The organism is Streptomyces sp. NPDC005402, from assembly GCF_040606575.1.
Taxonomy (GTDB): domain Bacteria; phylum Actinomycetota; class Actinomycetes; order Streptomycetales; family Streptomycetaceae; genus Streptomyces.
This window is the reverse complement of the sequence record NZ_JBEXFB010000008.1, coordinates 119,298-141,791: the sequence shown is the minus strand read 5'-3', so window position 1 is coordinate 141,791 and position 22,494 is coordinate 119,298. Positions and strand designations below refer to the sequence as shown.

Sequence of the window (22,494 nt, the reverse complement as noted above, 5' to 3'; positions counted from 1 at the left end):
GGCCCGTCGCTGAGGGGACGTTCAACGAAGAGGCTCCTTCAGGGGGCCGAGCGCGTCACGGATCTCCTCGACCGCGTCGACCAGCGTCCGCGGGGGAGGGAGGTGCATCGGCCCGCTGACGCTCACCGTGCCTTCGAGGGACACCTCACCGACCCGTCGTCGTAAGGCGTCAGGGGTGCTCGCCGACGCGACCGGAGCCGGAAAGACGTTGCTCGCCCTCTCCAACAGCGGGCGCACGCGCACCCGTTCGGGACGGCCCTCGTGATGGGCGAAGGCCATCCGAAGGAACCCGTCGCCGAGCGGATCCGCGGCCGCCGGAGTCCTGGCCGACCGCCGGACCGGCCGGCGCAGGGTGGCCCGAGCCCGGTGCACGGTCGGCTTCGGGCTGCCGATCGCCCGCTTGAGCTCGTCGAACGTCACCCCGTCCGGACGCCGGGCGAGTTCCCTGAGCACGGCCGGTACCCGGTCCGATCCCACGAGCCGGTCACTCTCCGCGCCGTGCGGGGCGGAGGCTGTCGAAGCGGGGAACGCCTGCGTATGCTGCATCGCGTTCCGGATAGTAGACCGCCGTACCGATGACCGGAAAGAGCCGAGCGATGGGCCTTCGCAGCGCACAGTGGTACGCGGGACAGGACCGCAACGCCTACATCCACCGGGCCTGGATGCGCCGGGGAGTCCCGGCCGACGCCTTCACCGGCCGGCCCCAGATCGCCATCGCCAACACCGCCTCCGACCTCACGCCCTGCAACGCGCACCTGGACGAGGTGGCGAGGTCCGTCCGCGACGGCGTGTACGAGGCCGGTGGCATCCCCCTCGACCTGCCCGTGGTGTCGCTGGGCGAGACCAACGTGCGGCCCACGGCCATGCTCTGGCGCAACATGGCGGCGATGGCCACCGAGGAGATGCTGCGGGCCAACCCCCTCGACGGCGTGGTCCTGTTGGGCGGCTGCGACAAGACGATCCCGTCCCTGCTGATGGCCGCCGCCTCGGTGGACCTGCCCGCCGTGGTCGTGCCCGGCGGGCCGATGCTGACCGGCACCTTCCGCGGCACCCCGCTGGGCTGCGGCACGGACGTGTGGCGGCTGTCGGAGGAGGTCCGCGCCGGAACCCTGTCCCAGGAGCAGTTCACCCGCTCCGAGTCGTCGATGATCCGCAGTCGCGGGCACTGCAACACCATGGGCACCGCCTCGACGATGGCGCTGGTCGCCGAGGCGCTGGGCACGGTCGTCCCCGGGGTGGCCGGCACCCCCGCTCCCGACAGCCGGCTGCTGGAGGCCGCGCACGGCACCGGACGCCTCGCGGTGGAGCTGGTGTCCGGCGACCGCCGCCCGAGCACCTTCCTGACCAAGGGCTCCTTCCACAACGCGATCGTGGCGCTGGCCGCGATCGGGGGCTCGACCAACGCCGTCGTCCACCTCCTCGCCATCGCGGGCCGGCTGGGCATCGAACTGACCCTGGACGACTTCGACCGCATCGGCTCCCGGGTACCGGTCCTGGTGGACCTCCAGCCCGCAGGGCGCTTCCTCATGGAGGACTTCCACCGGGCCGGCGGCCTGCTCGCCGTGCTGCGCGAGGTCGCCGACCTCCTGGACCCGCACGCGCTGACCGTGACGGGCAAGCCGCTCGTGGACCATCTCACCGACGCCCCGATCTGGGACGCCGAGGTGATCAGGACCCGGGCCCGGCCTCTCGTCGAGGAGGGCGGCATCGCCGTCCTGCGCGGGAGCCTGGCCCCCGACGGAGCGCTGATCAAACCCGCGGCCGCCTCCGCGCATCTGCTGCGCCACCGGGGCCGGGCGGTCGTCTTCGACAGCATCGAGGACTTCCACGCCCGCGTCGACGACCCGGACCTGGACGTCGACGCGGACTCCGTCCTGGTCCTGCGTGGCTGCGGACCCAGGGGCTACCCGGGCATGCCCGAGGTGGCCAACATGCCGCTGCCCACCAAACTGCTGGAGCAGGGCGTGCGCGACATGGTCCGCGTCTGCGACGGCCGGATGAGCGGCACCGCGTACGGCACGGTCGTCCTGCACGTGGCCCCGGAGGCGGCGGCGGGCGGCCCGCTCGCCCTCGTGCGGACCGGTGATGTCATCAGCCTCGACGTCGAGGCCCGCCGCATCGACCTGGAGGTGCCCGCCGACGAACTCGCCGCCCGCACCCCGAACGCGGCCACCGTGGAGGGCTTCGCCAACCCGAGGCGAGGCTGGGAGCGGCTGTACGTCGACCACGTCCAACAGGCCGACAAGGGTGCCGACCTGGACTTCCTCGTCGGCTCCAGCGGCTCGGAGGTCAGCCGCGAGTCGCACTGACCAGGAGGACGTCGGACGGGGGTCCCGCCCGTGCCCACCTCGTGGACGCCCTCTTGACGTGCGCCCCGGCCCGATCGACACTCCAGACGGGAATCCTAGTGAACAGGTAGGGAAACATGGGGCGCGTTGAACCGGCCGTCGGCCGAGTGAGCCGTACACCTCCGTCCTCGCCTCTTCTGACCTCCCGCCGTCACATCGATCTGCTGCGCGTCTGCAGCGCGATCAGGCCCCCGGGCTGAGCCCGGCCGCAGTCACCCCCTCCCTGTCCTGGCCCGCACCTTCGGCCCGACGACGCTTCCGCCGCGCGTACGTCTGCGCACCGACACCCCGGGGAGACCCATGTCCGTCACATCGCTCGCCCACGTCCCCGCCACCCACTCCGTCCCCGCCTTCCGGGGCCGGATCGGACAGGACGCGCGCAGTGGGCACTACGCCGTGCCGCGCCGCTACCGGCTCCACCTGGCCGCCGCCTGTGCGGACGGTCTGCGCATCGCCGTCGTGCACAGCCTGCTCGGCCTCGACGACGTCTGTCCCGTGACCTTCCTGGACCCGGTCCCCGACGGTCCGGACGGAGGACATTCCGCGCTGCGCCCGCTGTACGAGGCCAGCGCGCACCGGTACACCGGCGCGGCCGTCGCGCCGGTGCTCAGCGACGACTGGTCGGGGCGGATCGTCAGCACCCACGCCGCCGACATCATCCGCGACCTCGCCCGGCACTTCGGCGGCGGCCGTCCGGCGCTGTACCCGTGCGGTGCGGAGTCGGAGACCGAGGCCGTCGAGCGGATGGGCGGGGTCATCGAGCAGGCCGCACAGCAGGCCGGATCGGCCGGCGGCGACGACGCGAACCGTGCCGCCGCGCTGGAACGACTGCTGGACACCTTGGGCTCGTTGGAGCGTTGGCTGCCGGGGCGCGCGTACCTGATCCGCGATCACCTCACGGCCGCCGACGTCGAGTTGTGGGTCGCGCTGGTCCAACTCGACACCGTGCACCGCGACCACCTCGACGCCGCCGCGGTGCAGCGCATCGCCGACCACCCCACCCTGTGGGCCTACGCCCGCCGTCTGACCGCCCACCCGGCCTTCGGCGCACACCTCGACCTCGACGGCATCGCCCGCCGACACCACGCCCACTGCCGGGGCCTGGAAGCCGCCGGGGCCGCCGTACAGATCCTGGACTGGGCCGCGCACACCGCCCGCACGCCCTGACCGTTCCGCCTGACGGACCGGCAGTGAGTGACACCGGTAGATCCCGCGCGATGCGGCGGCGGGCCGCTGCGGCGGAAGCGCGGTCACTCCTCCCAGTCGAGCTGATGCTCGGGCGTACCCACCGACCGCCCGTACGCCACCGCTTCGGCGCGGCCCGCCTGGTCGCCGTGCCGGCAGCGGAACACCTTGCCCGCGAAGACGACCACGCGCTCGTCCCCGGCCGTGAAGTCGGCGTACCAGCCGTTCTCGGGTTCCAGAGCCTGCGCCAACGCGTCCGCGAGCGCTCCGACGTCCACGCCGTCGGTCTCCCACTCGACGAGGGTCCACACGGGCGGCTGCGCATCGCTCGCCCCGTCGACCTCGACCCTGCTGACCTTCCGCAGCCGCAACCCGCGCGGCGCGAACACCGCGCCGGGCCGGAGGCTCTCGCCGATGACGTATCCGGTGATCACGTGCTGTCTCCCTGCTGATCGGGGGCTTCACGGGTGACGCTACGGCCGGATGACTGACATCCTTTGTCAGCCATACGTCGATGAGGTGATCGCCCGATGCGAGCGGACCGGCTGCTGTCCCTCCTGCTCAGCCTGCAGTCCCGCGGGCAGCAGACGGCACGTCAACTGGCCGCGGAGCTGGAGGTGTCGGTCCGTACCGTCTACCGGGACCTGGAGGCGCTGAGCGCGGCGGGCGTCCCGGTGGTGGCGAGCGGGGGGCCCGGCGGCGGCTGCCGTCTCCTGGAGGGCTGGCGCAGTCCGCTGCTCGGCATCAGCGCGGAGGAGGCGACGGCGCTGCTGGCGGCCGCCTCCGGAAGCGGGCCCCTGGAACGGATCGCGCTGGGCGACGCGTTGGCTCAGGCGCGCCTGAAACTCCTGGCAGCACTGCCGGCGGCGGGCCGCGAGCAGGCGAACACCACGGCGAGCCGCTTCCACATCGACACCCAGGCCTGGTTCAAGCCACCGGAGCCGGTTCCGCACCTGCCCGTGCTCGTCGATGCCGTACGACGGGACAGGCGGTTGCGCCTGGCTCACGCGAGCCGCTGCGGAGCGACGAGAACGGTGGACCCCCTGGGCCTCGTCGCGAAGGCGGGCGTCTGGTATCTGATCGTCCGGTCCGACCGGGGCATTCGCGCACACCGCGCGTCGAGGATCACGGAGGCGGAACTCCTGCCCGAGTCCTTCACCCGCCCCGCCGACTTCGATCTGTCGGCCTACTGGGCCCGCTGGACCGCCGAGTTCGAGGCGAGCCTGGACCAGCTCCCGGTCACCGTACGCCTGACACCGGCAGGCCTCGCCGCACTGCCGCAGGTGCTCGGTGACACGGCGTCGGCGGCCCGGGCGACCGTCGATCCGGACGAGCCCGGCCGGCACCGCCTGATCCTCCACTTCGACGACCGGCAGGCCGCCTGCCGCCGTCTGCTCGGCTTCGGCCCCGACGCCGAGGTCCTCGAACCGGCCGACGTCCGCGCGGAGTTGGCGGAGACCGCGCGCCGCACGGCCGCCCGCTACCGGGACTCGCCCGACTCCATGCCATGATCGACGCCATGGCCGTCCGTATCGACCTCGCCGATGTCGGCGACCTCCACCAGCTCCTGGAGGACCACGCCCGCTACTGGGGCGAGCGTGACCTTCGCGCCCTTCATCTCACCGCGCTGGTGCAGGAGTTCGGCTCCACCTGTCTGGTCGCCCGAGCCGAGGACGGCATCCGCGGCTACCTCTTCGGATTCGTCACCCCCGACCGCACCGGATACGTCCACCTGATCGCCACCCGCGACGACACCCGCGGCACCGGCCTCGGCCGTACCCTCTACGACGCCTTCACCGAGACCGCCCGCCGCCAGGGAGCGGTCCGCCTCAAGGCGATCACCTCGGTCACCAACGAGGGCTCCATCGCCTTCCACCGCAGCCTCGGCTTCGACGACCGAGTGGTGGAGGACTACGACGGTCCCGGCCGCGCCCGTGTCGTCTTCACGCGGGAGCTCCCGTCCCGGGATGCCGACCACCCTCGCGACCTCCGCTGAACGCCCCGTGGCCGGTGCACGTCTCCCTCCCCCGAAGGTGACGTGCACCGGCCATTCCCCCGGCGCCGGACAGTGGTCCAGCCTCGTCCGTGCGGCCCCTCTGTGCTGTCACCAGCACATGACCGCGGTTTCCCCCGACCCCCACGCGGAGTACAGGCGCACACGGACGAAGTAGCGGCGGCCCTTCACGAGACGGGCCCTGAGCGTGGCGTTGTGCGGAGTGCCCGCGTCGTCCCGGCCGCAGAGGTAGCGGGGTTCCCCGTCCCGCTCCTCGAAGACCACGACGACGGTGTCGCCGTCGCCGAAGGTGCCCACGGTGTACTCGCGGGTCTCCGGCGGTTCCACGGTGAAGTCTGCCTGCTCACCCGGTCCGAGCCCCAGCGGCGCGGACCGGAAGGGCACCAGCTCCGGCGTCCGGACCTGCTCGGTCGGCGGGTACCGGCGCAGGACGTACTCCTTGTCGGCGGCCGACAGGGTGCCGGGCGGGTTGAGGCCCGCGCGGTACTGCTCCGGCTCCAGGACCAGCCCCGCCTCGAAGGGATACTCCATGATCGACTGCGGATCCCAGACGGGGCTGTTGACCTCGTCCGGGTGCAGCTTGCGCAGGATGTTGAAGAACGTCCGGTCCCGGCTCCAGAAGTTCGGCGGGCCCGCCAGATCGGCGTGGACGGCCTCGTCGTCCCAGTGGATCCCGGCGAACGGACTCTGGTGCTCGTGCAGCATGCCGAGCGCGTGCCCGATCTCGTGCAGGGCCGTCCCGCGCTCCCCGGGCGCGGTCAGGTCCCAGCCGAAGTTCATGGTGCGTTCGTTCAGACCGACCGCGAGCGCGTCCTTGCCCACGGCCGACCAGGAGCCGTCGTCGAGCTGGAACCCGATGCGCAGCTCCGCCTCCGAACGGTCGCCGACCTCGGTGAAGCGCACCCCGATCCCGAGGTCCTGCCACTCCTGGAAGCACTCGCGCACCACGTCCCGCTGCTCCTTGGCGCCGACCCACGACACCCGGCGGGACTGCCCGGTCCCCGGAACGGCAATGACCGACCCGTCGGCGTCGCCGTCGAAGAACCAGTAGTGCAGGACCGTGCTGTTGACCCACATCCGGCTGCCGCCGATGAGCGCACTCAGCCGCTCGGCGGCCAGCCCCGGGGCAAACGCCGGTGCCGACTGCTGCGCGAGGGAGCAGTAGCGTGCGGTCATGGGGTTCAGCGTGCCGTCCGGCGTCTCGGGGCGCCTGAGTCGGGGGCTACTCAAGTCCCCCTGTATCAGGACTGAGTAGCGCTGCTCTTGCTTCCGTGACGACTTTTGAACGGGACGCGAAGACCCTTGAGCTGCCCTGGCCGTTCACCGGGCGGGAGGACGAACTCGAGCTGGTCCGCAGGTCGGTGGCCGGCGGACGGCACGGCATCGTGGTGACCGGTCCCGCGGGCCGGGGCAAGACCCGGCTCGTCACGGAGGCCGTACGCGGCAGCGACCACGCCCGGGCGGTGGGCACGCCCGAGGCTCGCGGGCTCCCCTTCGCCGCCTTCGCGCACCTGCTGCCGGAGACCGTGTCCCTGCACCGAGCGGTTCAACTCCTGTCCACTGTACGGCTGTTGCTCGTCGACGATGCCCATCTGCTGGACGACGCCTCGGCGGCCCTGGTCCACCAGCTCACGGTGCACGGCCGCACCCGACTCCTGGTCGTCGCCACCGACGGCCCGCGGTCACCGGGCGCGATCTCCCGTCTCTGGACCGGAGAGCTCCTGCCGCGCCTCGCCCTGGCACCGCTGCCCCGCGAGGAGACCGCGCAGCTGCTCGCGACCGGCACGGGCGGTCTCGCGACCCTCACCGTCAACCGGCTGTACCGCCTGTGCCGGGGCGATCTGCGGCTGCTGCGCGAGCTGGTGGACGCGGTGCGCGAGCGGGGGCTGCTGCACCGGGTCCCGGACTCGGCCGAGTGGGAGTGGCGCGGCCCGGTGCCGATCACCGCGAGCCTGCGCGAGCGCACCGCGCACCTCCTCGACCGCACCGGCCCCGGCGAGCGGGAGACCCTGGACCGCCTGGCTTTCGGCGAGCCGCTCCCGTTGGACGCCGACACGCTCGACCTCGGCGCCCTCGAAGCGCTGGAGGCCGACGGCCTGGTCCACGTCGACGAGCAGGGCGCCACCCGCCTCGCCCACCCCCTCCACGGCCCGGTGCTGCGAGCCGCCGCCGGACGCCTGCGGGCCCGCCGTCTGGCCCGCACCCCGGCCGGCTGCGCGGCCGCCCTGGAGGCCGAGACGGCCACGCTGGCCCGGGCGATCGCCGAGACGGACGTACGAGCCGTCCCGTCCCCGGTGGGGGAGTGGCTCCTGGACGAGGGCACCGGCGTACCGGCCCGGCACGCCGCCGTACGCGCACGGTTCTCACGCCTGCGGGGGGAACTGCGGGAGGCCGCGGCCTGGGCGAGGGAGGGACTGCGGGCAGCCGCCGACGACCCGGCCTGCCGCCTCGAACTCGCCCTGGCCTCAGCACAGTCGGGGCATCCGGAACATGCGGCGCCGGCGGACACCGACCACTGCGCCGAGTCTTCGGCCGGATCCCGTGGTGACTGGTCCGCGGCCCTCGTCGAGCCCGGCGCCCTGCACCCTCCCGTGCCCCCCGCAGAGTCCGGCCCCCTCCACTCTCCTGTGCCCCTCATCGACTCCAGCACCCCCCGAGCTGCCGCGGCCACCCCCGGCTCCAGCAGCCCCCGACTCGCCGCGCCCCCGACCCGGCCACGCGGCGCGGCCAACTCGCGGGAGGTCGCGGGCGGTTCGGCGGCCACCTGGTGGGCCGCCGCCCGCGGCGACCTCGACGCGGCTCTCGGCACGGTCGCTGAGGAGCCGTACGACGCCGTCCGGCTCGGTGTGCCCGACGGGGCCGTCGGTCGCCTGACCGGTGTCTTCGCCGCCCATGCCGAGGCGCTGGCCCAGGGGGACGGGCCCGCCCTCGACCGTGCCGCCCAGGCCCTGGAGGAGCGCGGTTTCCTGCTCTTCGCGGCGGAGGCGTACGCCCAGGCCGCAGGCGCGCACCGCGACCCGAGCGCCGCCCGCACCTCACGTACCCGGGCCGTCGCCCTGGCCCGGCGCTGCCAGGGCGCCCGCACCCCGGCCCTGTCGGGTCTTGTCCTCGGCGAACTCACCGCCCGCCAGCGGCAGATCGTCACCCTCGCGGCCGCCGGCCTGAGCAACCGCCAGATCGCGGAGAAACTCACCCTGTCCGTCCGTACCGTCGGCAACCACCTCTACGGCGCGTACGCCCGCCTCGGCGCGAGCGACCGCGACGCCCTGCCGTGCCTGGTGGAGCTGCCGGAGGCCCAGCCGGCCTGAGCCGGACACCGGACCGGGGCGGTCTGACCCCCAGTATTCGGGGGAGGGGTCAGGCCGCCCCACACATCACCCGCACCACCGGGCACACACACACCTCTCACGCCGCCCCGAACGCCGAGAACGCCCACCCCGTCGCCCGGTGCACCGAGTCCCCCGGCAGCGAGGCCCGAGCGTCACGCAATGCCTCCGCCATGGAGGCTCCCGCGCTCAGCCCCTTGTGCAGCGCGAGCATCAACGGCACCACCGCCTCGTCGTTGACCGGCGCACTGCACGCCACCACTCCCGCCGTACCCAGCGGCAGCAGCGCGGTGACCAGGCCGAGCAGTTCGTCCGCGCCGACGGAGGCGAACCGGGCGGTGTCGCAGCAGGACAGGATGATCCGGTACGGGCTGCGGTCCAGGCGCTCGAAGTCGTGGACGATGAGCGGGCCGTCGGCCATCCGCAACGCCGAGAACAACGGGCTGTCCGCACGGAACGTGCCGTGCGCGGCGATGTGCGCCAGCGCAGCCCCGTCCAGTTCCTCCAGTACCCGCGGCACGCGCGCGTCGTCGTACTCCAGGACGGTCGCGGAGCCGTGGCGTCCGGCCAGTTCGGGCACCTCGGCGCCCCCGGTCGCGAGGCCCGGCCCGCGGACGAGGACCTGCCGTCCGCTCGGTGGCGGCGTGGTCTCCCGCGCCCGCAGCCAGCTGCTCGCCGACGGCGACACACTGAACACCCGCTCACGCAGCGAGGGCAGCAGCGCCCACGGCACCCGGTGCAGCCGCCCCGGCGGCACCACCACGACCGGTCCGGAGCCGAGCTGCGCCGCGGCCGGCCCGAGCAGCAACTCCTCCAGCCGCCGCCCTGCCGCCTCCACGACCGGAAGCCTGGCCTCCGCGCCGGGGTGCGCGAGCCGCCGCAGCCCCGCCTGGACGTGCTCGGCCTCGCGCTCGGCGTCGGCCAGCGGTCCGGCCTCGAACCGCCGCACCCGCCCCCGCGCGCACAGCAGCACCTGGACCCGCCCGTCCAGCACGGCTAGTTCGACCAGCCGTACGTCGTCACCGAGCCGTTCCAGCAGCCTGCCGGGGTCGAACCGGTAACCGTCACCGGGAGCGTCGCCGCGCATGTGGAGGGTGCGGGAGCGGATCTCCCGTTCCAGGCGCCGCTGTTCACGCTCCAGCGTCGGCACCGGCCTGCCCTCCATCCGGGCTTCCTCCGCGCGGGCCGCTATCTCACGGAAGGCGGTGAGGTCGCTGAGCAGTGCCGGGTCGGCCGGCGGGCGGGTCGGCGGCGCGGACAGCACGGTGGCCCGCCAGCGCTCGCTCCACACCAGCAGCCGCCGCGGCCCGCCCGACGCGAGCGAGGCCTCCGCGGCAAGTCCGGCGAGCTCGGCGCCCTGCGCGGTGGCCCGGGCCCGCAGTTCCGAGGCGCCGAGGGTCGTACGGTGATCGTCGAGCACGTCGAGGCCACGCCGGCAGGCCTCCAGGACCTGCCGGTCGGAGCCCACGGCCCGCGCCCACAGCGCCCGCGCCGCCCAGCCCGTCATCCGCGCCAGCGGCGGCCCGCTGCGCCGGCTGCGGGCGGCCACTTCCAGATGCCGTCGGGCGTCCTCCCGCCACCCCAGACCGAGCGCGATCCGGCCCGCCAGCAGCGAGGCCTCCGGGGCGGCCGGCGCGCCGAAGGAGGCCAGCCGGTCGGCCACCGCGGCCGCGTCCGCGACCAGCCGGCCCGAGCCGCGCCCGGCGGCGACCCGCGCCTCGATCAGCACCAGCCGGGCATGCGTTTCCCACCAGGTGCGCCGCTGTCCGGCGAACAGCCGTACGGCCATGTCGGCGCGCGCGATCGCGGTGTGCGCGTCACCCGTGTGCCTGGCCGCCCGCGCGGCGGCGAGCAACAGCTCCGCCTTGAGGGTGGACTGCCCGCCGATCCCGTCGAGCACCTTGATCGCCGCGTCCGCCTCCGCGAGCGCTTCCGGGGCGAGACCCGCGGCCATCAGGACCTCGCAGCGCCGGATGGTGAGCATGAACGTCGGTGTGCCGAGCTTGGCGTACCGCTCCTGTGCCTCGTCGAGCAGTCGCAGCGCGGCGGGAATGTCCCCGGACCGGTACGCGGCAAGGCCCCGGCTCTCCACGGCGTCGGCCTTGTCGTGCTCCTGGCCCGTGGTGTCCCACAGCGCCTCCGCCGCCGCGAAGTCGGCGTCCGCCCGCTCCACCGCGCCGAGCGCCAGATGCACGGTGGCCCGCAGGGTCAGTGCCCGCGCCGTCCAGATCACGTCGTCCGCCTGCCGCAGGACCGGAACCGCCCGCCGTACGTCCTCCAGCGCCGCCCGGTGATGCCCCAGCACCCAGGACGCGTAGGCCCGGCGGAACAGGACGCGCGCGCGTGTGTGCCCGCTGGCGACCTCGACACCCCGCTCCAGCGCCGCGAGACCCTGTCGGGTACGCCCCGCGTGCACCAGCGCCACCCCGTACGCGGCCAGCACGTCCGCCTCCCGGTCCGCCGACTCCGAGCGCGCCGCGAGATCGCGGGCGCGGCGCAGATGGTCCAGGGCGATCCGCAGGTCGCCCCAGTCCCGCTGCCAGATGCCGATCACCTGGTGGGCGACGGAGGCGTGCAGCGGTGAGGGATCCGCGCCGAGTACCTCCTCCGCCCTCGCCAGCGCCTGGTTGGGCGCGGCGAACACCATCGGCAGAAGTTCGAGAACCTGGTCGCTTCCCGCTGTCACTCAAAGGATGGTAGTGGCCCAGGTGGCAGGCCACACCGGTTTGGCGCTGTATCAATCACCCGTCCCGCGGCTCTGACTGACGACCGCCGCCCCAGTGGGAGGACACGCCATGGCACCACAGCGATTCCACGAGCAGTTCGACCAGATCCAGCGTTCCATGCCCGACGTCCCGCTGGCACTGGGGCCCGACGACGCCTCGGAGTTCATCTACGAGAAGGGCGTGGTCCTGGCCCGGGACGGCCGGGACGCGGCACTCGTCGAGGAGACCGTCCGCACCCACTTCACCGAGGCGACCGGTCTGACCGGCGACTACGTACAGCGGGACAGCCCCGAGACCAACCGTTCGGGCATCACCCGGATCAAGGTCGGCGACCCGGGCCACGGCGACCGGCGCGGCGACCGTGCCGTCACCCACGCCCTGCGCGCCATGAGCGAACGGGAGGGACGCGCAGGACACCGCCTGGTCAGCCGCAACCACGTGGTGTCGATCGCGGTCAACTCCTGCCCCGGCGACGAACCCGTGCCCGCCGCGCTCAGCCAGGGCACCAACCCGGCCCCCGCGGAAGCCGGTCACGACCCCGACACCGCCGTGGGCGTCCTGGTCGTCGACAACGGACTCACCCACGACCACGCCCTCGTCCCGCTGCTCGCCCGCGTCGAGGGCGACCTGCACGGCACCGAGACCGACGGGGCCGGGAACCTCCTCCAGTACGTCGGCCACGGCACGTTCATCGCCGGTGTCCTCGCGGCCGTCGCGCCCAACACCGACATCACCGTCCGCAGCACCCTCAACGACGCGGGCGCCATCCTGGAGTCCGAGCTCGGCGAGAAGCTCTTCGAGGCGGTCGCCAACGGCTGGCCCGACATCATCAGCCTCTCCGCGGGCACCTCCAACGGCCGCACCGACGGACTGCTCGGCATGGACGCGTTCATGGAGGAACTGCGCGCCCACGGCACCCTGTTGGTCGCCGCGGCCGGCAACAACGCCAGCGCCAGCCCCTTCTGGCCCGCCGCCTACGCCGACCTGCCCGACTACCAGGACGTCGTCCTGTCGGTCGGTGCGCTGCGCGGCGACGGTGAGTTCGGCGCCTGCTTCAGCAACCACGGCTCCTGGGTGAAGGTCTACGCTCCCGGCGAGCGCCTCACCAGCACCCTCACCGGCTTCGACGCACCGGTTCCGTACCTCTACCAGCACTCCACCTACGAGGCCTGCCGGTACGGCTTCACCTACGTGTGCACCTGCCAGGCCCCCTCCCACGTCGGCGTGTTGAGCGAGGACGGCACCACCGCCAAGCCGGATCAGGTGATGTTCGAGGGGTACGCGCACTGGAGCGGCACCTCCTTCGCGACCCCGGTCGTGGCAGGGCTGGTCGCCGCCCACATGACCGCGAACAAGGAGACCGACCCGCGCGCCGCCCGGCAGCAACTGCTTGCCTCCACCACGCAGTTCGCCGAAGTGCGCGGGGCGCACGTCCCCGCGCTGAAGCCGGCCGGCTGGCGCCCTGTGCCGGTCGTGCAGCGCCCGGTCGGCACATGAGGGCCGGAGCGGTCCCTTCCACGGCGTACGATGACTTGCCGTACACGAGGGGTGGGACCGTGGACCGAGCAGATGTCGGTGTGCTGGTCCAGTCCGCCGTCGACGGTGACGCGGCGGCCTGGAAGGCGCTCGTGGAGGGGCTGAGCCCACTGGTGTGGGCCGTGGTGCGCGCGCACCGGCTCTCCGACGCCGACGCACACGAGGTCTACCAGACCGTGTGGTTCCGCTTCGCCCAGCACCTCGGACGCATCCGCGAACCCGACAAGGCCAAGTCCTGGCTGGCGAGCACCGCACGCCACGAGTGCCTGAAGGTGCTCAAGAGCTTGAGACGGCTGACCGTCACGGACGATCCGCAGCTCCTGGACCGGATCAGCGAGGACCGTACGCCCGAGCAGTCGTTCATCGACTCCGAGGAGGCCGCCGCCCAGAGCGAGCGCGTCCGGCACCTGTGGCAGGAGTTCGAGGAACTCGGCGAGCGGTGCAGGCAGTTGCTGCGCATCCTGATGGCCTCGCCGAAGCCCGGTTACCAGGAGGTGTCCGCCGCCCTGGGGATCGCGGTGGGCAGCATCGGACCACTGCGCCAGCGCTGCCTGAGGCGGCTGCGGGCGCGGCTCGAAGCCCGGGGGGCGGTATGAGCGACATGAACGACGACGTGTTCGACGAAGAGGCGTTGCCGGACGAGGAGTTCACCCTCGAACTGCTGGAGGAGGAGCTCCGGCAGGCGACGGCCATCCTGGACCCGGTACCGCCCGCCCTGCGGCAGATCGCCGTCGAGGCGTTCGCGCTGCACGACCTGGACAGCCGGATCGTCGAACTCACCTTCGACTCGGTGGTGGACGCCCTCCCGGTGAGGGGAGCGACGGGGGCGCCGCGGATGCTGACCTTCCACGCGGGCGAGGTGACGGTCGACGTCGAACTCACCCCGCAGGGCCTGATGGGGCAGGTGCTGCCGCCCCAGTCGGCCCGGATCGAGGTGCTCAGCGGCCCACAGGCGGGCGTGCCGCTCACGACCGACGACATGGGCCGCTTCACCTGCGAGGCGTCCCCCGCCGGTCCCTTCGCGCTACGGCTGCGGACCGGCGAAGGAGTGATCGTCACCGACTGGCTGACCGTCTGAAGGATGCTCCGGGCGGAGTCAGGCCAGGGCGTCCACGAGGGCGGCGAGTGCCTGTGCCAGCTCGTGGAGCCCCGGCCCGGCGGGGCCGCCCGGTTCCGTCATGTACGTGTCCCGCCGGATCTCCACCATCAGGGCGCTCACCCGGGGATCGCGACCGTAGAACTCCAGCGGCACGTAGGTCCCACTGAACGGACTGTCCAGCCCGACCTCCCCGAACGCCTCCCGGGCCGCGGCGAGCAGTTCGGGCGGCGTGTGGAAGGAATCGGTACCAAGACAGACCGGCGGCCGCGGCCCCTCGCCGTGCAACTCGTAGGGCAGCGGCGCGCTGGGGTAGGAGTGCACGTCGATGACGACGGCCCGCCCGGTGACGGCCAGTCGCTGGGCCACGGCGTCGGTCATGGCTTGGGCGTACGGCCAAAAGTAGCGCGCGATGAGCGGTCCGGGATCGGTATCGCCCGGCCGCAGGTCCTCCCGGTGCGTGGTCCGCGTGTACACGGCCCCCATCCCCACGGCGAGCATCTCCTCCCGCCCGTCCGGAAACCGCTCGGGATCCACGACCAGTCGCGACAACCGGTTCACGAACCGCCACGGCCTCAGAGCGGCCCGCCCTGCCGCCTCCTCGGCAATCTCCGCCGTGTGCGCGTCGACGATGTGGTCGAGTTCCCGCTCCAACGCGAGGTCGTCCAGCACGATCCCGGCCCGCACCTCGGCCGGGATCTCCCGCGCCGAGTGCGGGACATGAAGGATCACCGGCGACTCCGCGGCACCGGGCAACAGGTCGAAAGAGGGCATACGGCTGCTCCCGGGGCGTTGTCAGTGGCGTGGTGCACCATCTCAGCATGAACATCAGCAACCAGCGGGTGGCCGCCCACCCGTTCCTCGACACGCTCTACCGGGACGGCTGGTACCCCGACCGTGCGGTGGACCGGGGCAAGGACATCCTGCTGCGTCTGTGCGAGCGGATCGAGGCGGACCGGCCCGCCGACCTGGCCGCGCTGTACGTCCTGACCCAGGCCGCCACCGAGGAGTTCAACGACCTCCAGGACGACGACCTGGACATCGAGACCGTGGCCCGCGAGAAGATAGCCGAGGAGTTCTGGTTCATCGCCCGGACCTACGGCTTCGAGGACGCGGACGTGGAGGAACTGATCGGCACACGGGACTGGTGAGCCGCCGCGCCGGATAAGATCCCGGCACGCGCCGCCCCCTGGGAAGCGCCTTCGGGCAAGCGCCTCCGGACACGCCCCCGCCCCGGCCGGGCAGAAGCCGACCGGGGCGGAGTCGCACAGCGGGTGGGCGTCAGCTCAGCGACGCCAGCACCTCGTTCCATGTCGTCGACGGACGCATGATCTTCGCGGCCTTGGCCGGGTCGGGCTGGTAGTAGCCGCCGATGTCGGCGGACTCGCCCTGGACGGCGTTGAGCTCCTCGACGATCTTCTGCTCGTTCGCGGCGAGGGTCTCGGCGAGCGAAGCGAAGGCCTTCGCCAGGTCCGCGTCGTCGGTCTGCGCGGCCAGCTCCTGGGCCCAGTACAGGGACAGGTAGAAGTGGCTGCCGCGGTTGTCGATGCCGCCGACGCGACGGGTCGGGGACTTGTCCTCGTTGAGGAAGGTCGCCGTGGCGCGGTCGAGGGTGTCGGCGAGGACCTTGGCGCGGGAGTTGCCCGTGAAGTCGGCGTACTGCTCCAGGGACGGGACCAGCGCGAAGAACTCACCGAGGGAGTCCCAGCGCAGGTAGTTCTCCTTGACCAGCTGCTGGACGTGCTTCGGGGCGGAGCCGCCGGCGCCGGTCTCGAACAGGCCGCCGCCCGCCATCAGCGGGACGACCGACAGCATCTTGGCGCTGGTGCCCAGCTCCAGGATCGGGAAGAGGTCGGTGAGGTAGTCACGCAGGACGTTGCCCGTCACCGAGATGGTGTCCTCGCCGCGGCGGATGCGCTCCACCGACAGCTTGGTCGCCTCGACCGGGTTCAGGATCCGGATGTCCAGGCCCTCGGTGTCGTGCTCCGCCAGGTACGTGTTGACCTTGGCGATCAGGTTGGCGTCGTGGGCGCGGGTCTCGTCCAGCCAGAACACCGCCGGGCTGCCGGTGGCGCGGGCGCGGGTGACGGCCAGCTTGACCCAGTCCCGGATCGGGGCGTCCTTGGTCTGGCAGGCGCGGAAGATGTCGCCGGCGGAGACCGTCTGCTCGATGACGGCATTGCCGTTCTGGTCGACGAGGCGGACCGTGCCGGTCGTCCGGATCTCGAAGGTCTTGTCGTGGGAGCCGTACTCCTCGGCCTTCTGCGCCATCAGGCCGACGTTCGGTACCGAGCCCATGGTGGAGGGGTCGTAGGCGCCGTTGGCACGGCAGTCCTCGATCACGGCCTGGTAGACACCGGCGTACGACGAGTCCGGCAGGACCGCGAGGGTGTCGGCCTCCTGGCCGTCCGGGCCCCACATGTGGCCGGAGGTGCGGATCATGGCCGGCATCGAGGCGTCGACGATGACGTCGGACGGCACGTGCAGGTTGGTGATGCCCTTGTCGGAGTCGACCATCGCCAGGGCGGGGCCCTCGGCGAGCTCGGCGTCGAAGGACGCCTTGATCTCGGCGCCCTCGGGCAGGGACTCCAGGCCCTTGTAGATGCCGCCCAGACCGTCGTTCGGGGTCAGGCCGGCCGCGGCGAGCGTCTGGCCGTACTGCGCGAAGGTCTTCGGGAAGAACGCGCGCACCACGTGACCGAAGATGATCGGGTCGGAGACCTTCATCATCGTGGCCTTGAGGTGCACGGAGAACAGCACGTCCTCGGCCTTGGCGCGGGCGATCTGCGCGGTGAGGAACTCGCGCAGCGGGGCCACGTGCAGCACCGAGGCGTCGACGACCTCGCCCTCGAGGACCGGTACGGACTCGCGCAGCACGGTGGTGGAGCCGTCGTCGCCGACCAGCTCGATCTTCAGCGAGCCCGCCTCGGAGATCACGACGGACTTCTCGGTGGAGCGGAAGTCGTCCACGCCCATGGTCGCCACGTTGGTCTTGGACTCCGACGACCAGGCGCCCATGCGGTGCGGGTGGTTCTTGGCGTAGTTCTTGACCGAGGCGGGGGCGCGGCGGTCGGAGTTGCCCTCGCGCAGGACCGGGTTCACGGCGGAGCCCTTGACCTTGTCGTAGCGGGCCTGGATGTCCCGCTCCTCGTCGGTCTTCGGGTCGTCCGGGTAGTCCGGCAGCGCGTAGCCCTGGGCCTGCAGCTCGGCGACGGCGGCCTTGAGCTGCGGGATCGACGCCGAGATGTTCGGCAGCTTGATGATGTTGGCCTCGGGCGTCTTCGCCAGTTCGCCCAGCTCGTGCAGGGCGTCCGGGATCCGCTGGTCCTCGGTCAGGTACTCCGGGAACACGGCGATGATGCGCCCGGCCAGCGAGATGTCCCGCGTCTCCACGGAGACACCCGCCTGCGAGGCGTACGCCTGGACCACCGGCAGGAAGGAATACGTCGCCAGGGCCGGGGCCTCGTCAGTGTGTGTATAGATGATAGTCGAGTCAGTCACCGGGTGCTCCGCTCCACGTCTGCAACATTGCTCGACATCAAGATATCTCGTGATCGAGCCGGGCTCGACAGCGGTCCTCGACTGTTTCCGAGATCCCGTACATCCCCCGAGGCAACCGAGGCGGCCGATCTTGTGGTCATGCACGTTGATCGCAGTCATCCGACGGCCGGACCCGACCGACCGGTCGCCCGAGGGAAAGCAGACCATGAGATATCGCACCAGAGTGACGGCCCCGGCAGCTCTGCTCGGCACCGTGGCGGCCCTGTCCGTGGCCGCCCCGGCGCACGCGGACCCGGCAACCGCCACCCCTGGCCCGGAGACCCTCGGGGACCCCGTCTTCCCGGGCCTCGGCAACGACGGCTACCGCGTCTCCGCGTACCACCTCGACCTCGCGTACGACGCCACGACCCGGCTCGTCGACGCGACGGCGACCCTGACGCTCACCACCACCCAGGAGCTCAGCCGCCTCTCCCTGGACGCGCTCGGCCTCGACGTGCACGAGGTGCTGCTCGACGGCGTCCGGGCCGCCCGGGAGCAGGTCGGCGAGAAGCTGCGGATCACCCCGGCGACCTCGCTGGCGGCCCAGGCCACGGCGACCGTGACCGTGACGTACACGGCCGACCCGCGCGCCGCCGTCACCCCAACCGCCTGGGTGCCCACCCCCGACGGCTTCGCGGTCTGCCCCCAGCCCAACGCGGCGCACACCGTCTTCCCCTGCAACGACCACCCCTCGGACAAGGCGGACTTCAGCTTCCGCATCACCGTCCCGGCCGGTCTCAAGGGTGTCGCGAGCGGCCACCTGGTCGGCACCGAGGACCTCGGCGACGGCCGGACCGCGTACTGCTACCGGTCCCGGGAGCCGATCGCCACGGAGATCGTGCAGATCACGGTCGGCGACTACGTGATCAAGGACCGTCAGGGCCCGCACGGGCTCCCGCTCAGGGACGTCGTCCCGACCGCCCGGGCCACCGCCCTGGAGCCCGCCCTCGCCCTCACCCCGAACCTGGTGAGCTGGATCGAGCAGCGGCTCGGGGCCTTCCCCTTCGAGACGTACGGCCTGCTGCCCTGCAACAGCGACGCCTCGGACGCCTTCGACTTCACGGGTCTGGAGACCCAGACCCTCACCCTGTACAAGCCGAACTTCCTGCTCCAGGCGGAGAAGAGCATCGGCTCGCACATGATGCACGAGCTGGTCCACTCCTACTTCGGCAACAGCGTGAGCCCGGCGACCTGGTCCGACCTGTGGCTCAACGAGGGCCACGCCGACTTCTACGGGCTGCTGTACCGCTACGAGCGCGGCTGGACCGACTCACTCGGCCTCACCACCATGGAAGCCCGCATGAAGGACACGTACGCGCGGGGCGACCAGTGGCGGAAGTCCTCCGGCCCCGTCGCCGCCCCGAACGAGGCCAACCTCTTCGACAGCCAGCGCTACCTCGGTGGCGTCCTCGTCCTGTACGCGCTGCGCCAGCAGGTCGGCGAGAGCGTCTTCGGCGCGATCGAGTCCACGTTCCTGGAGCGCTTCCGCAACGCCTCGGCGTCGACGGAGGACTACATCGCGGTCGCCTCGGAGGTCTCCGGCGTCGACCAGTCGGGCTTCCTGGGGGCCTGGCTCTACGGCACCAGGACCCCGAGGATGCCCGGTCACCCGGACTGGACGGCGACGCCGGTGAGTTCGGCGCTGCGGCAGCCGCAGAGCCGGCCGAGCGCCCCGCACGACAACTCGGCCACCCTGTAGCCGACCACGGCGGGGCCGGCGCTCCCGATCAGCCCGGACGGCCCGCGCCGCCCGGCTTCACGGAGCCGTCGGGCGCCGACGTGCCGTACGCCCGGCCTGAACGACCGACCGGGGGCGCGGGCCCGTACCGGCCGTACGGGGGGCGCCGGATCGTCGCCCCCGTACGAGCCAGGCCCGGCGCGCCGTTCGCCCCCGTACGAGCCGGGCCCGGTGCGCCGTTCCGCAACGCCGGACCGGTCCGAAGGGCATGACCTAGTCGAGCCGGGCGGACGACACCTCGCCCGGCTCGATCACGGTCTCCGCCCCGCGCTGGTGCGGAATCGACACCGAGCCCTGCTGGAGCGCCACGGTCCGCGTCGGCGCCGGGATCCGGATGCCCTCCTCGCGGTAGCGCCTGTGCAGCTGCTTGATGAACTCGTGCTTGATGCGGAACTGGTCACTGAACTCGCCGACGCCCAGGATGACCGTGAAGCCGATCCGGGAGTCGCCGAAGGTGTGGAAGCGGACCAGCGGCTCGTGCTCGGGGACCGCGCCCTCGACCCGCGTCATGACCTCGGTGACGACCTCGCAGGTGACCCGCTCGACGTGCTCCAGATCGCTGTCGTACGCCACCCCGACCTGGACCAGGATCGTCAACTGCTGCTCGGGACGCATGAAGTTGGTCATGTTCGTCTTGGCGAGCTCGCCGTTGGGGACCACGATCAGGTTGTTGGAGAGCGCGCGCACGGTCGTCTGGCGCCAGTTGATGTCCTCGACGTACCCCTCCTCGCCGCTGGCCAGCCGGATGTAGTCGCCGGGCTGGACCGTCTTGGAGGCGAGGATGTGGATGCCCGCGAAGAGGTTGGCGAGGGTGTCCTGGAGGGCGAGCGCGACCGCGAGACCGCCGACGCCGAGGGCGGTGAGCAGGGGCGCTATGGAGATGCCCAGGGTCTGGAGCACGACCAGGAAGCCGATCGCCAGGACCAGCACCCTCGTGATGTTGACGAAGATCGTGGCCGAACCGGCGACTCCGGAGCGGGACGCGGTGACCGTCCGTACGAGCCCCGCGACCAGCCGGGCCGCCGCCACCGTGACGACGAAGATCAGCAGCACGGTCAGGACCTGGTTGACGGTGTGCTGGACCCCCTTGGTCAGCGGCAGGGCCGCCGCGGCGACGGCGATGCCGCCCGCGACCGCCGCCGAGGGCACCACGGTCCGCAGCGCGGCCACGAGGACGTCGTCACCGCCCCACTTGGTGCGGTCCGCGTGCTTGCCCAGCCACTTGAGCAGCATGCGCAGCAGGAAGGCCGCCACCAGGCCCGCGACCACGGCGATGCCGGCGCCGACCATGTCGTCCATGGTGAGATCCCGTTGAAATGCCGTCATGTTGCCACCTGTTCGAAAGTGCGGGATGTGCGATCGCGTCCGCCGTGTGAAGGTTCCGTGGCCGACGCGACCGCTCATCCTGCCGTATCCGCCACAGCAGTTCGTACCTGGCAGGAGGCCGGATCGCCTGCTTTCAGACGATGCCCTCGGAGAGTTCGGCCTGCTCCCGGTCCGAGTACGCGGCCGTCGTGGGCGTTCCGTAGGAACGCCGGGCCACGAACCACCACACCGTGGCGAGAAGCAGGACGACGGCCAGGGCCACGGAGGCGTAGTTCATCGTGTCCACCGTCACCGGCGAGGACTGCGGCAGACAGAACAGCACCGTCACACAGGCCACCCACACCACGGCCGTCCATCCAATGGGCCTGCTCCACCTGCCCAGGCTCCACGGACCCGGCTGAAAACGGCTCCCCGCGCGCAGTCGCAGCAGCACGGGGATGGCGTACGCGGGCGTGATGCCGATGACGTTGATCGCGGTCACCGCGCCGTACGCGGTCGCCGAGTACAGCGAGGGCAGGGCCAGTACGCCGGCGACCACCACCGACAGCCACACGGCGGCGACCGGCGTCTGGGTGCGGGCGCTGACCTTCCGCCAGAGCGCCGAGCCCGGCAGGGCCTTGTCCCGGCTGAACGCGAACACCATCCGGCTGGCCGCGGCCACCTCGGCGTTGCCGCAGAACAGCTGCGCCACGATCACCACGACGAGCAGCGCGCTCGCGCCGTCCGTGCCGAGTCCGTCGAGCAGGATCTGGGCGGGCGGCACCCCGGTCGCGCTGGTCCGCGTGGCGTCGTAGTCCTGGATCGCGAAGGTGAGTCCCGCGAGCAGCACGAACCCGGCGATCCACGACACCCAGATCGAGCGCACGATGCCCTTGGCCGCCGACACCGAGGCGTTGGAGGTCTCCTCGGACAGATGGGCCGAGGCGTCGTAGCCGGAGAAGGTGTACTGCGCGAGCAGCAGACCGATCGCGGCCACGTAGACCGGGTTGTGCCAGCCGGTGTCGTTGACGAACTGCGTGAACACGAAGGACGGCGACTGATGGCTGTCCGGAACGATCCACAGAGCGCCGACGATCACCGCCACGCCGGCCAGGTGCCACCACACGCTGATCGAGTTGAGCACGGAGACCAGCCGCACCCCGAACAGGTTCAGTACGGCGTGCAGCAACAGGATCGCCCCGAAGATCATCATGGTCTTCGCGGGGGTCGGCTCGAAACCCCACCGGAGGTTGGCGAAGGCGCCGGCGAACAGGGCGGCACCGTAGTCGATCCCGGCGATCGCGCCGAGCAGCCCGAGCAGGTTCAGCCAACCCGTGTACCAGCCCCAGCGACGGCCGCCGAGCCGGTCCGCCATGTAGTACAGGGCGCCGGACGTCGGATACGCGCTGGTGACCTCGGCCAGCGCGAGTCCCACGCACAGCACGAAAAGGCCGACACCCGCCCAGCCCCACAGCATCACCGCGGGGCCGCCCGCCCCCATGCCGAAGCCGTACAGGGTCATGCAGCCGGACAGGATCGAGATCACCGAGAAGCTGATCGCGAAGTTGCCGAAGCCGCCCATGCGGCGGGCCAGTACGGGCCGGTAGCCGAGTTCCCGCAGGCGCTGTTCCTCGTCGGGCTGCGGGACTTCCGGGGAGACCGTCGGTTCGGACGACATAC

19 protein-coding genes are annotated in these 22,494 nt (G+C 72.1%); 11 read left to right on the top strand and 8 right to left on the bottom strand.

Annotation, left to right across the window (positions count from 1 at the left end; genetic code table 11):
- Positions 1–21: 21 nt before the first annotated feature.
- On the bottom strand, positions 22–546 hold the full coding sequence (locus tag ABZT02_RS17735; protein ID WP_356018798.1) for a helix-turn-helix domain-containing protein: 525 nt from the start codon (positions 544–546) through the stop codon (positions 22–24).
- 50 nt (positions 547–596) lie between these two features.
- Between ABZT02_RS17735 and ABZT02_RS17730 the strand changes: the two genes are divergently transcribed.
- The 3 genes from ABZT02_RS17730 (at position 597) to ABZT02_RS17720 (ending at position 3,515) form a co-directional block, all read left to right on the top strand.
- A complete protein-coding gene (locus ABZT02_RS17730; RefSeq protein ID WP_356018797.1) occupies positions 597–2,309 on the top strand; it encodes an IlvD/Edd family dehydratase in 1,713 nt (570 codons plus the stop codon).
- Between the two features lie 116 nt (positions 2,310–2,425).
- Entirely contained in the window at positions 2,426–2,548 is a 123-nt protein-coding gene (locus tag ABZT02_RS17725; RefSeq protein WP_356018795.1) for a putative leader peptide, read from the top strand.
- Positions 2,549–2,648: 100 nt separating this feature from the next.
- The gene (locus ABZT02_RS17720; RefSeq protein WP_356018794.1) at positions 2,649–3,515 is read left to right on the top strand and encodes a glutathione S-transferase C-terminal domain-containing protein; all 867 of its coding nucleotides are present in this window, start codon (positions 2,649–2,651) and stop codon (positions 3,513–3,515) included.
- Positions 3,516–3,598: 83 nt separating this feature from the next.
- Here the strand turns inward: ABZT02_RS17720 and ABZT02_RS17715 are convergent, their stop codons facing one another.
- Positions 3,599–3,967, bottom strand: a complete 369-nt coding sequence (locus ABZT02_RS17715; protein WP_356018793.1) for a hypothetical protein — start codon at positions 3,965–3,967, stop codon at positions 3,599–3,601.
- 96 nt (positions 3,968–4,063) lie between these two features.
- On the opposite strand from ABZT02_RS17715, the gene ABZT02_RS17710 reads away from it, so the two are divergent.
- Together ABZT02_RS17710 and ABZT02_RS17705 are read left to right on the top strand one after the other, a co-directional pair.
- A complete protein-coding gene (locus ABZT02_RS17710; protein ID WP_356018792.1) occupies positions 4,064–5,044 on the top strand; it encodes a transcriptional regulator in 981 nt (326 codons plus the stop codon).
- An 8-nt stretch (positions 5,045–5,052) separates the two neighbouring features.
- Positions 5,053–5,529 (top strand): GNAT family N-acetyltransferase, encoded by a 477-nt coding sequence (locus tag ABZT02_RS17705; protein ID WP_356018791.1) that lies wholly within the window; start codon positions 5,053–5,055, stop codon positions 5,527–5,529.
- Positions 5,530–5,637: 108 nt separating this feature from the next.
- Here ABZT02_RS17705 and ABZT02_RS17700 read toward each other — a convergent pair whose 3' ends face one another.
- The gene (locus ABZT02_RS17700; protein ID WP_356018790.1) at positions 5,638–6,723 is read right to left on the bottom strand and encodes a M12 family metallopeptidase; all 1,086 of its coding nucleotides are present in this window, start codon (positions 6,721–6,723) and stop codon (positions 5,638–5,640) included.
- 95 nt (positions 6,724–6,818) lie between these two features.
- On the opposite strand from ABZT02_RS17700, the gene ABZT02_RS17695 reads away from it, so the two are divergent.
- Positions 6,819–8,855 (top strand): LuxR C-terminal-related transcriptional regulator, encoded by a 2,037-nt coding sequence (locus ABZT02_RS17695; protein WP_356018788.1) that lies wholly within the window; start codon positions 6,819–6,821, stop codon positions 8,853–8,855.
- 97 nt (positions 8,856–8,952) lie between these two features.
- Here the strand turns inward: ABZT02_RS17695 and ABZT02_RS17690 are convergent, their stop codons facing one another.
- Positions 8,953–11,520 (bottom strand): CHAT domain-containing tetratricopeptide repeat protein, encoded by a 2,568-nt coding sequence (locus ABZT02_RS17690; RefSeq protein WP_356019006.1) that lies wholly within the window; start codon positions 11,518–11,520, stop codon positions 8,953–8,955.
- 148 nt (positions 11,521–11,668) lie between these two features.
- Between ABZT02_RS17690 and ABZT02_RS17685 the strand changes: the two genes are divergently transcribed.
- Genes ABZT02_RS17685 through ABZT02_RS17675 form a run of 3 tightly spaced genes read left to right on the top strand, consistent with a single transcriptional unit; the run spans position 11,669 to position 14,213 of the window.
- On the top strand, positions 11,669–13,096 hold the full coding sequence (locus ABZT02_RS17685) for a S8/S53 family peptidase (protein WP_356018787.1): 1,428 nt from the start codon (positions 11,669–11,671) through the stop codon (positions 13,094–13,096).
- Positions 13,097–13,155: 59 nt separating this feature from the next.
- Entirely contained in the window at positions 13,156–13,731 is a 576-nt protein-coding gene (locus ABZT02_RS17680) for a sigma-70 family RNA polymerase sigma factor (protein ID WP_356018786.1), read from the top strand.
- Positions 13,728–14,213: a hypothetical protein gene (locus ABZT02_RS17675; RefSeq protein ID WP_356018785.1), complete on the top strand. Its 486-nt coding sequence runs from the start codon at positions 13,728–13,730 to the stop codon at positions 14,211–14,213. Before ABZT02_RS17680 ends, ABZT02_RS17675 begins: the two co-directional genes overlap by 4 nt.
- Positions 14,214–14,231: 18 nt before the next feature.
- Here ABZT02_RS17675 and ABZT02_RS17670 read toward each other — a convergent pair whose 3' ends face one another.
- Positions 14,232–15,005, bottom strand: a complete 774-nt coding sequence (locus ABZT02_RS17670; RefSeq protein ID WP_356018784.1) for an N-formylglutamate amidohydrolase — start codon at positions 15,003–15,005, stop codon at positions 14,232–14,234.
- 47 nt (positions 15,006–15,052) lie between these two features.
- Here ABZT02_RS17670 and ABZT02_RS17665 point away from each other — a divergent pair, with 47 nt between their 5' ends.
- Positions 15,053–15,382, top strand: coding sequence for a DUF5713 family protein (locus tag ABZT02_RS17665; RefSeq protein ID WP_356018782.1), 330 nt, complete (start codon positions 15,053–15,055; stop codon positions 15,380–15,382).
- A gap of 130 nt (positions 15,383–15,512) precedes the next feature.
- Here the strand turns inward: ABZT02_RS17665 and ABZT02_RS17660 are convergent, their stop codons facing one another.
- Complete coding sequence (locus ABZT02_RS17660; protein ID WP_356018781.1) at positions 15,513–17,732, bottom strand: NADP-dependent isocitrate dehydrogenase; 2,220 nt, start codon at positions 17,730–17,732, stop codon at positions 15,513–15,515.
- Between the two features lie 205 nt (positions 17,733–17,937).
- Between ABZT02_RS17660 and ABZT02_RS17655 the strand changes: the two genes are divergently transcribed.
- Positions 17,938–19,470, top strand: coding sequence for a M1 family metallopeptidase (locus tag ABZT02_RS17655; RefSeq protein ID WP_356018780.1), 1,533 nt, complete (start codon positions 17,938–17,940; stop codon positions 19,468–19,470).
- 252 nt (positions 19,471–19,722) lie between these two features.
- Here ABZT02_RS17655 and ABZT02_RS17650 read toward each other — a convergent pair whose 3' ends face one another.
- Both ABZT02_RS17650 and ABZT02_RS17645 read right to left on the bottom strand, forming a co-directional pair.
- Entirely contained in the window at positions 19,723–20,835 is a 1,113-nt protein-coding gene (locus tag ABZT02_RS17650; RefSeq protein WP_356018778.1) for a mechanosensitive ion channel domain-containing protein, read from the bottom strand.
- A 133-nt stretch (positions 20,836–20,968) separates the two neighbouring features.
- On the bottom strand, positions 20,969–22,492 hold the full coding sequence (locus ABZT02_RS17645) for an amino acid permease (RefSeq protein WP_356018777.1): 1,524 nt from the start codon (positions 22,490–22,492) through the stop codon (positions 20,969–20,971).
- Between the last annotated feature and the right edge of the window lie 2 nt (positions 22,493–22,494).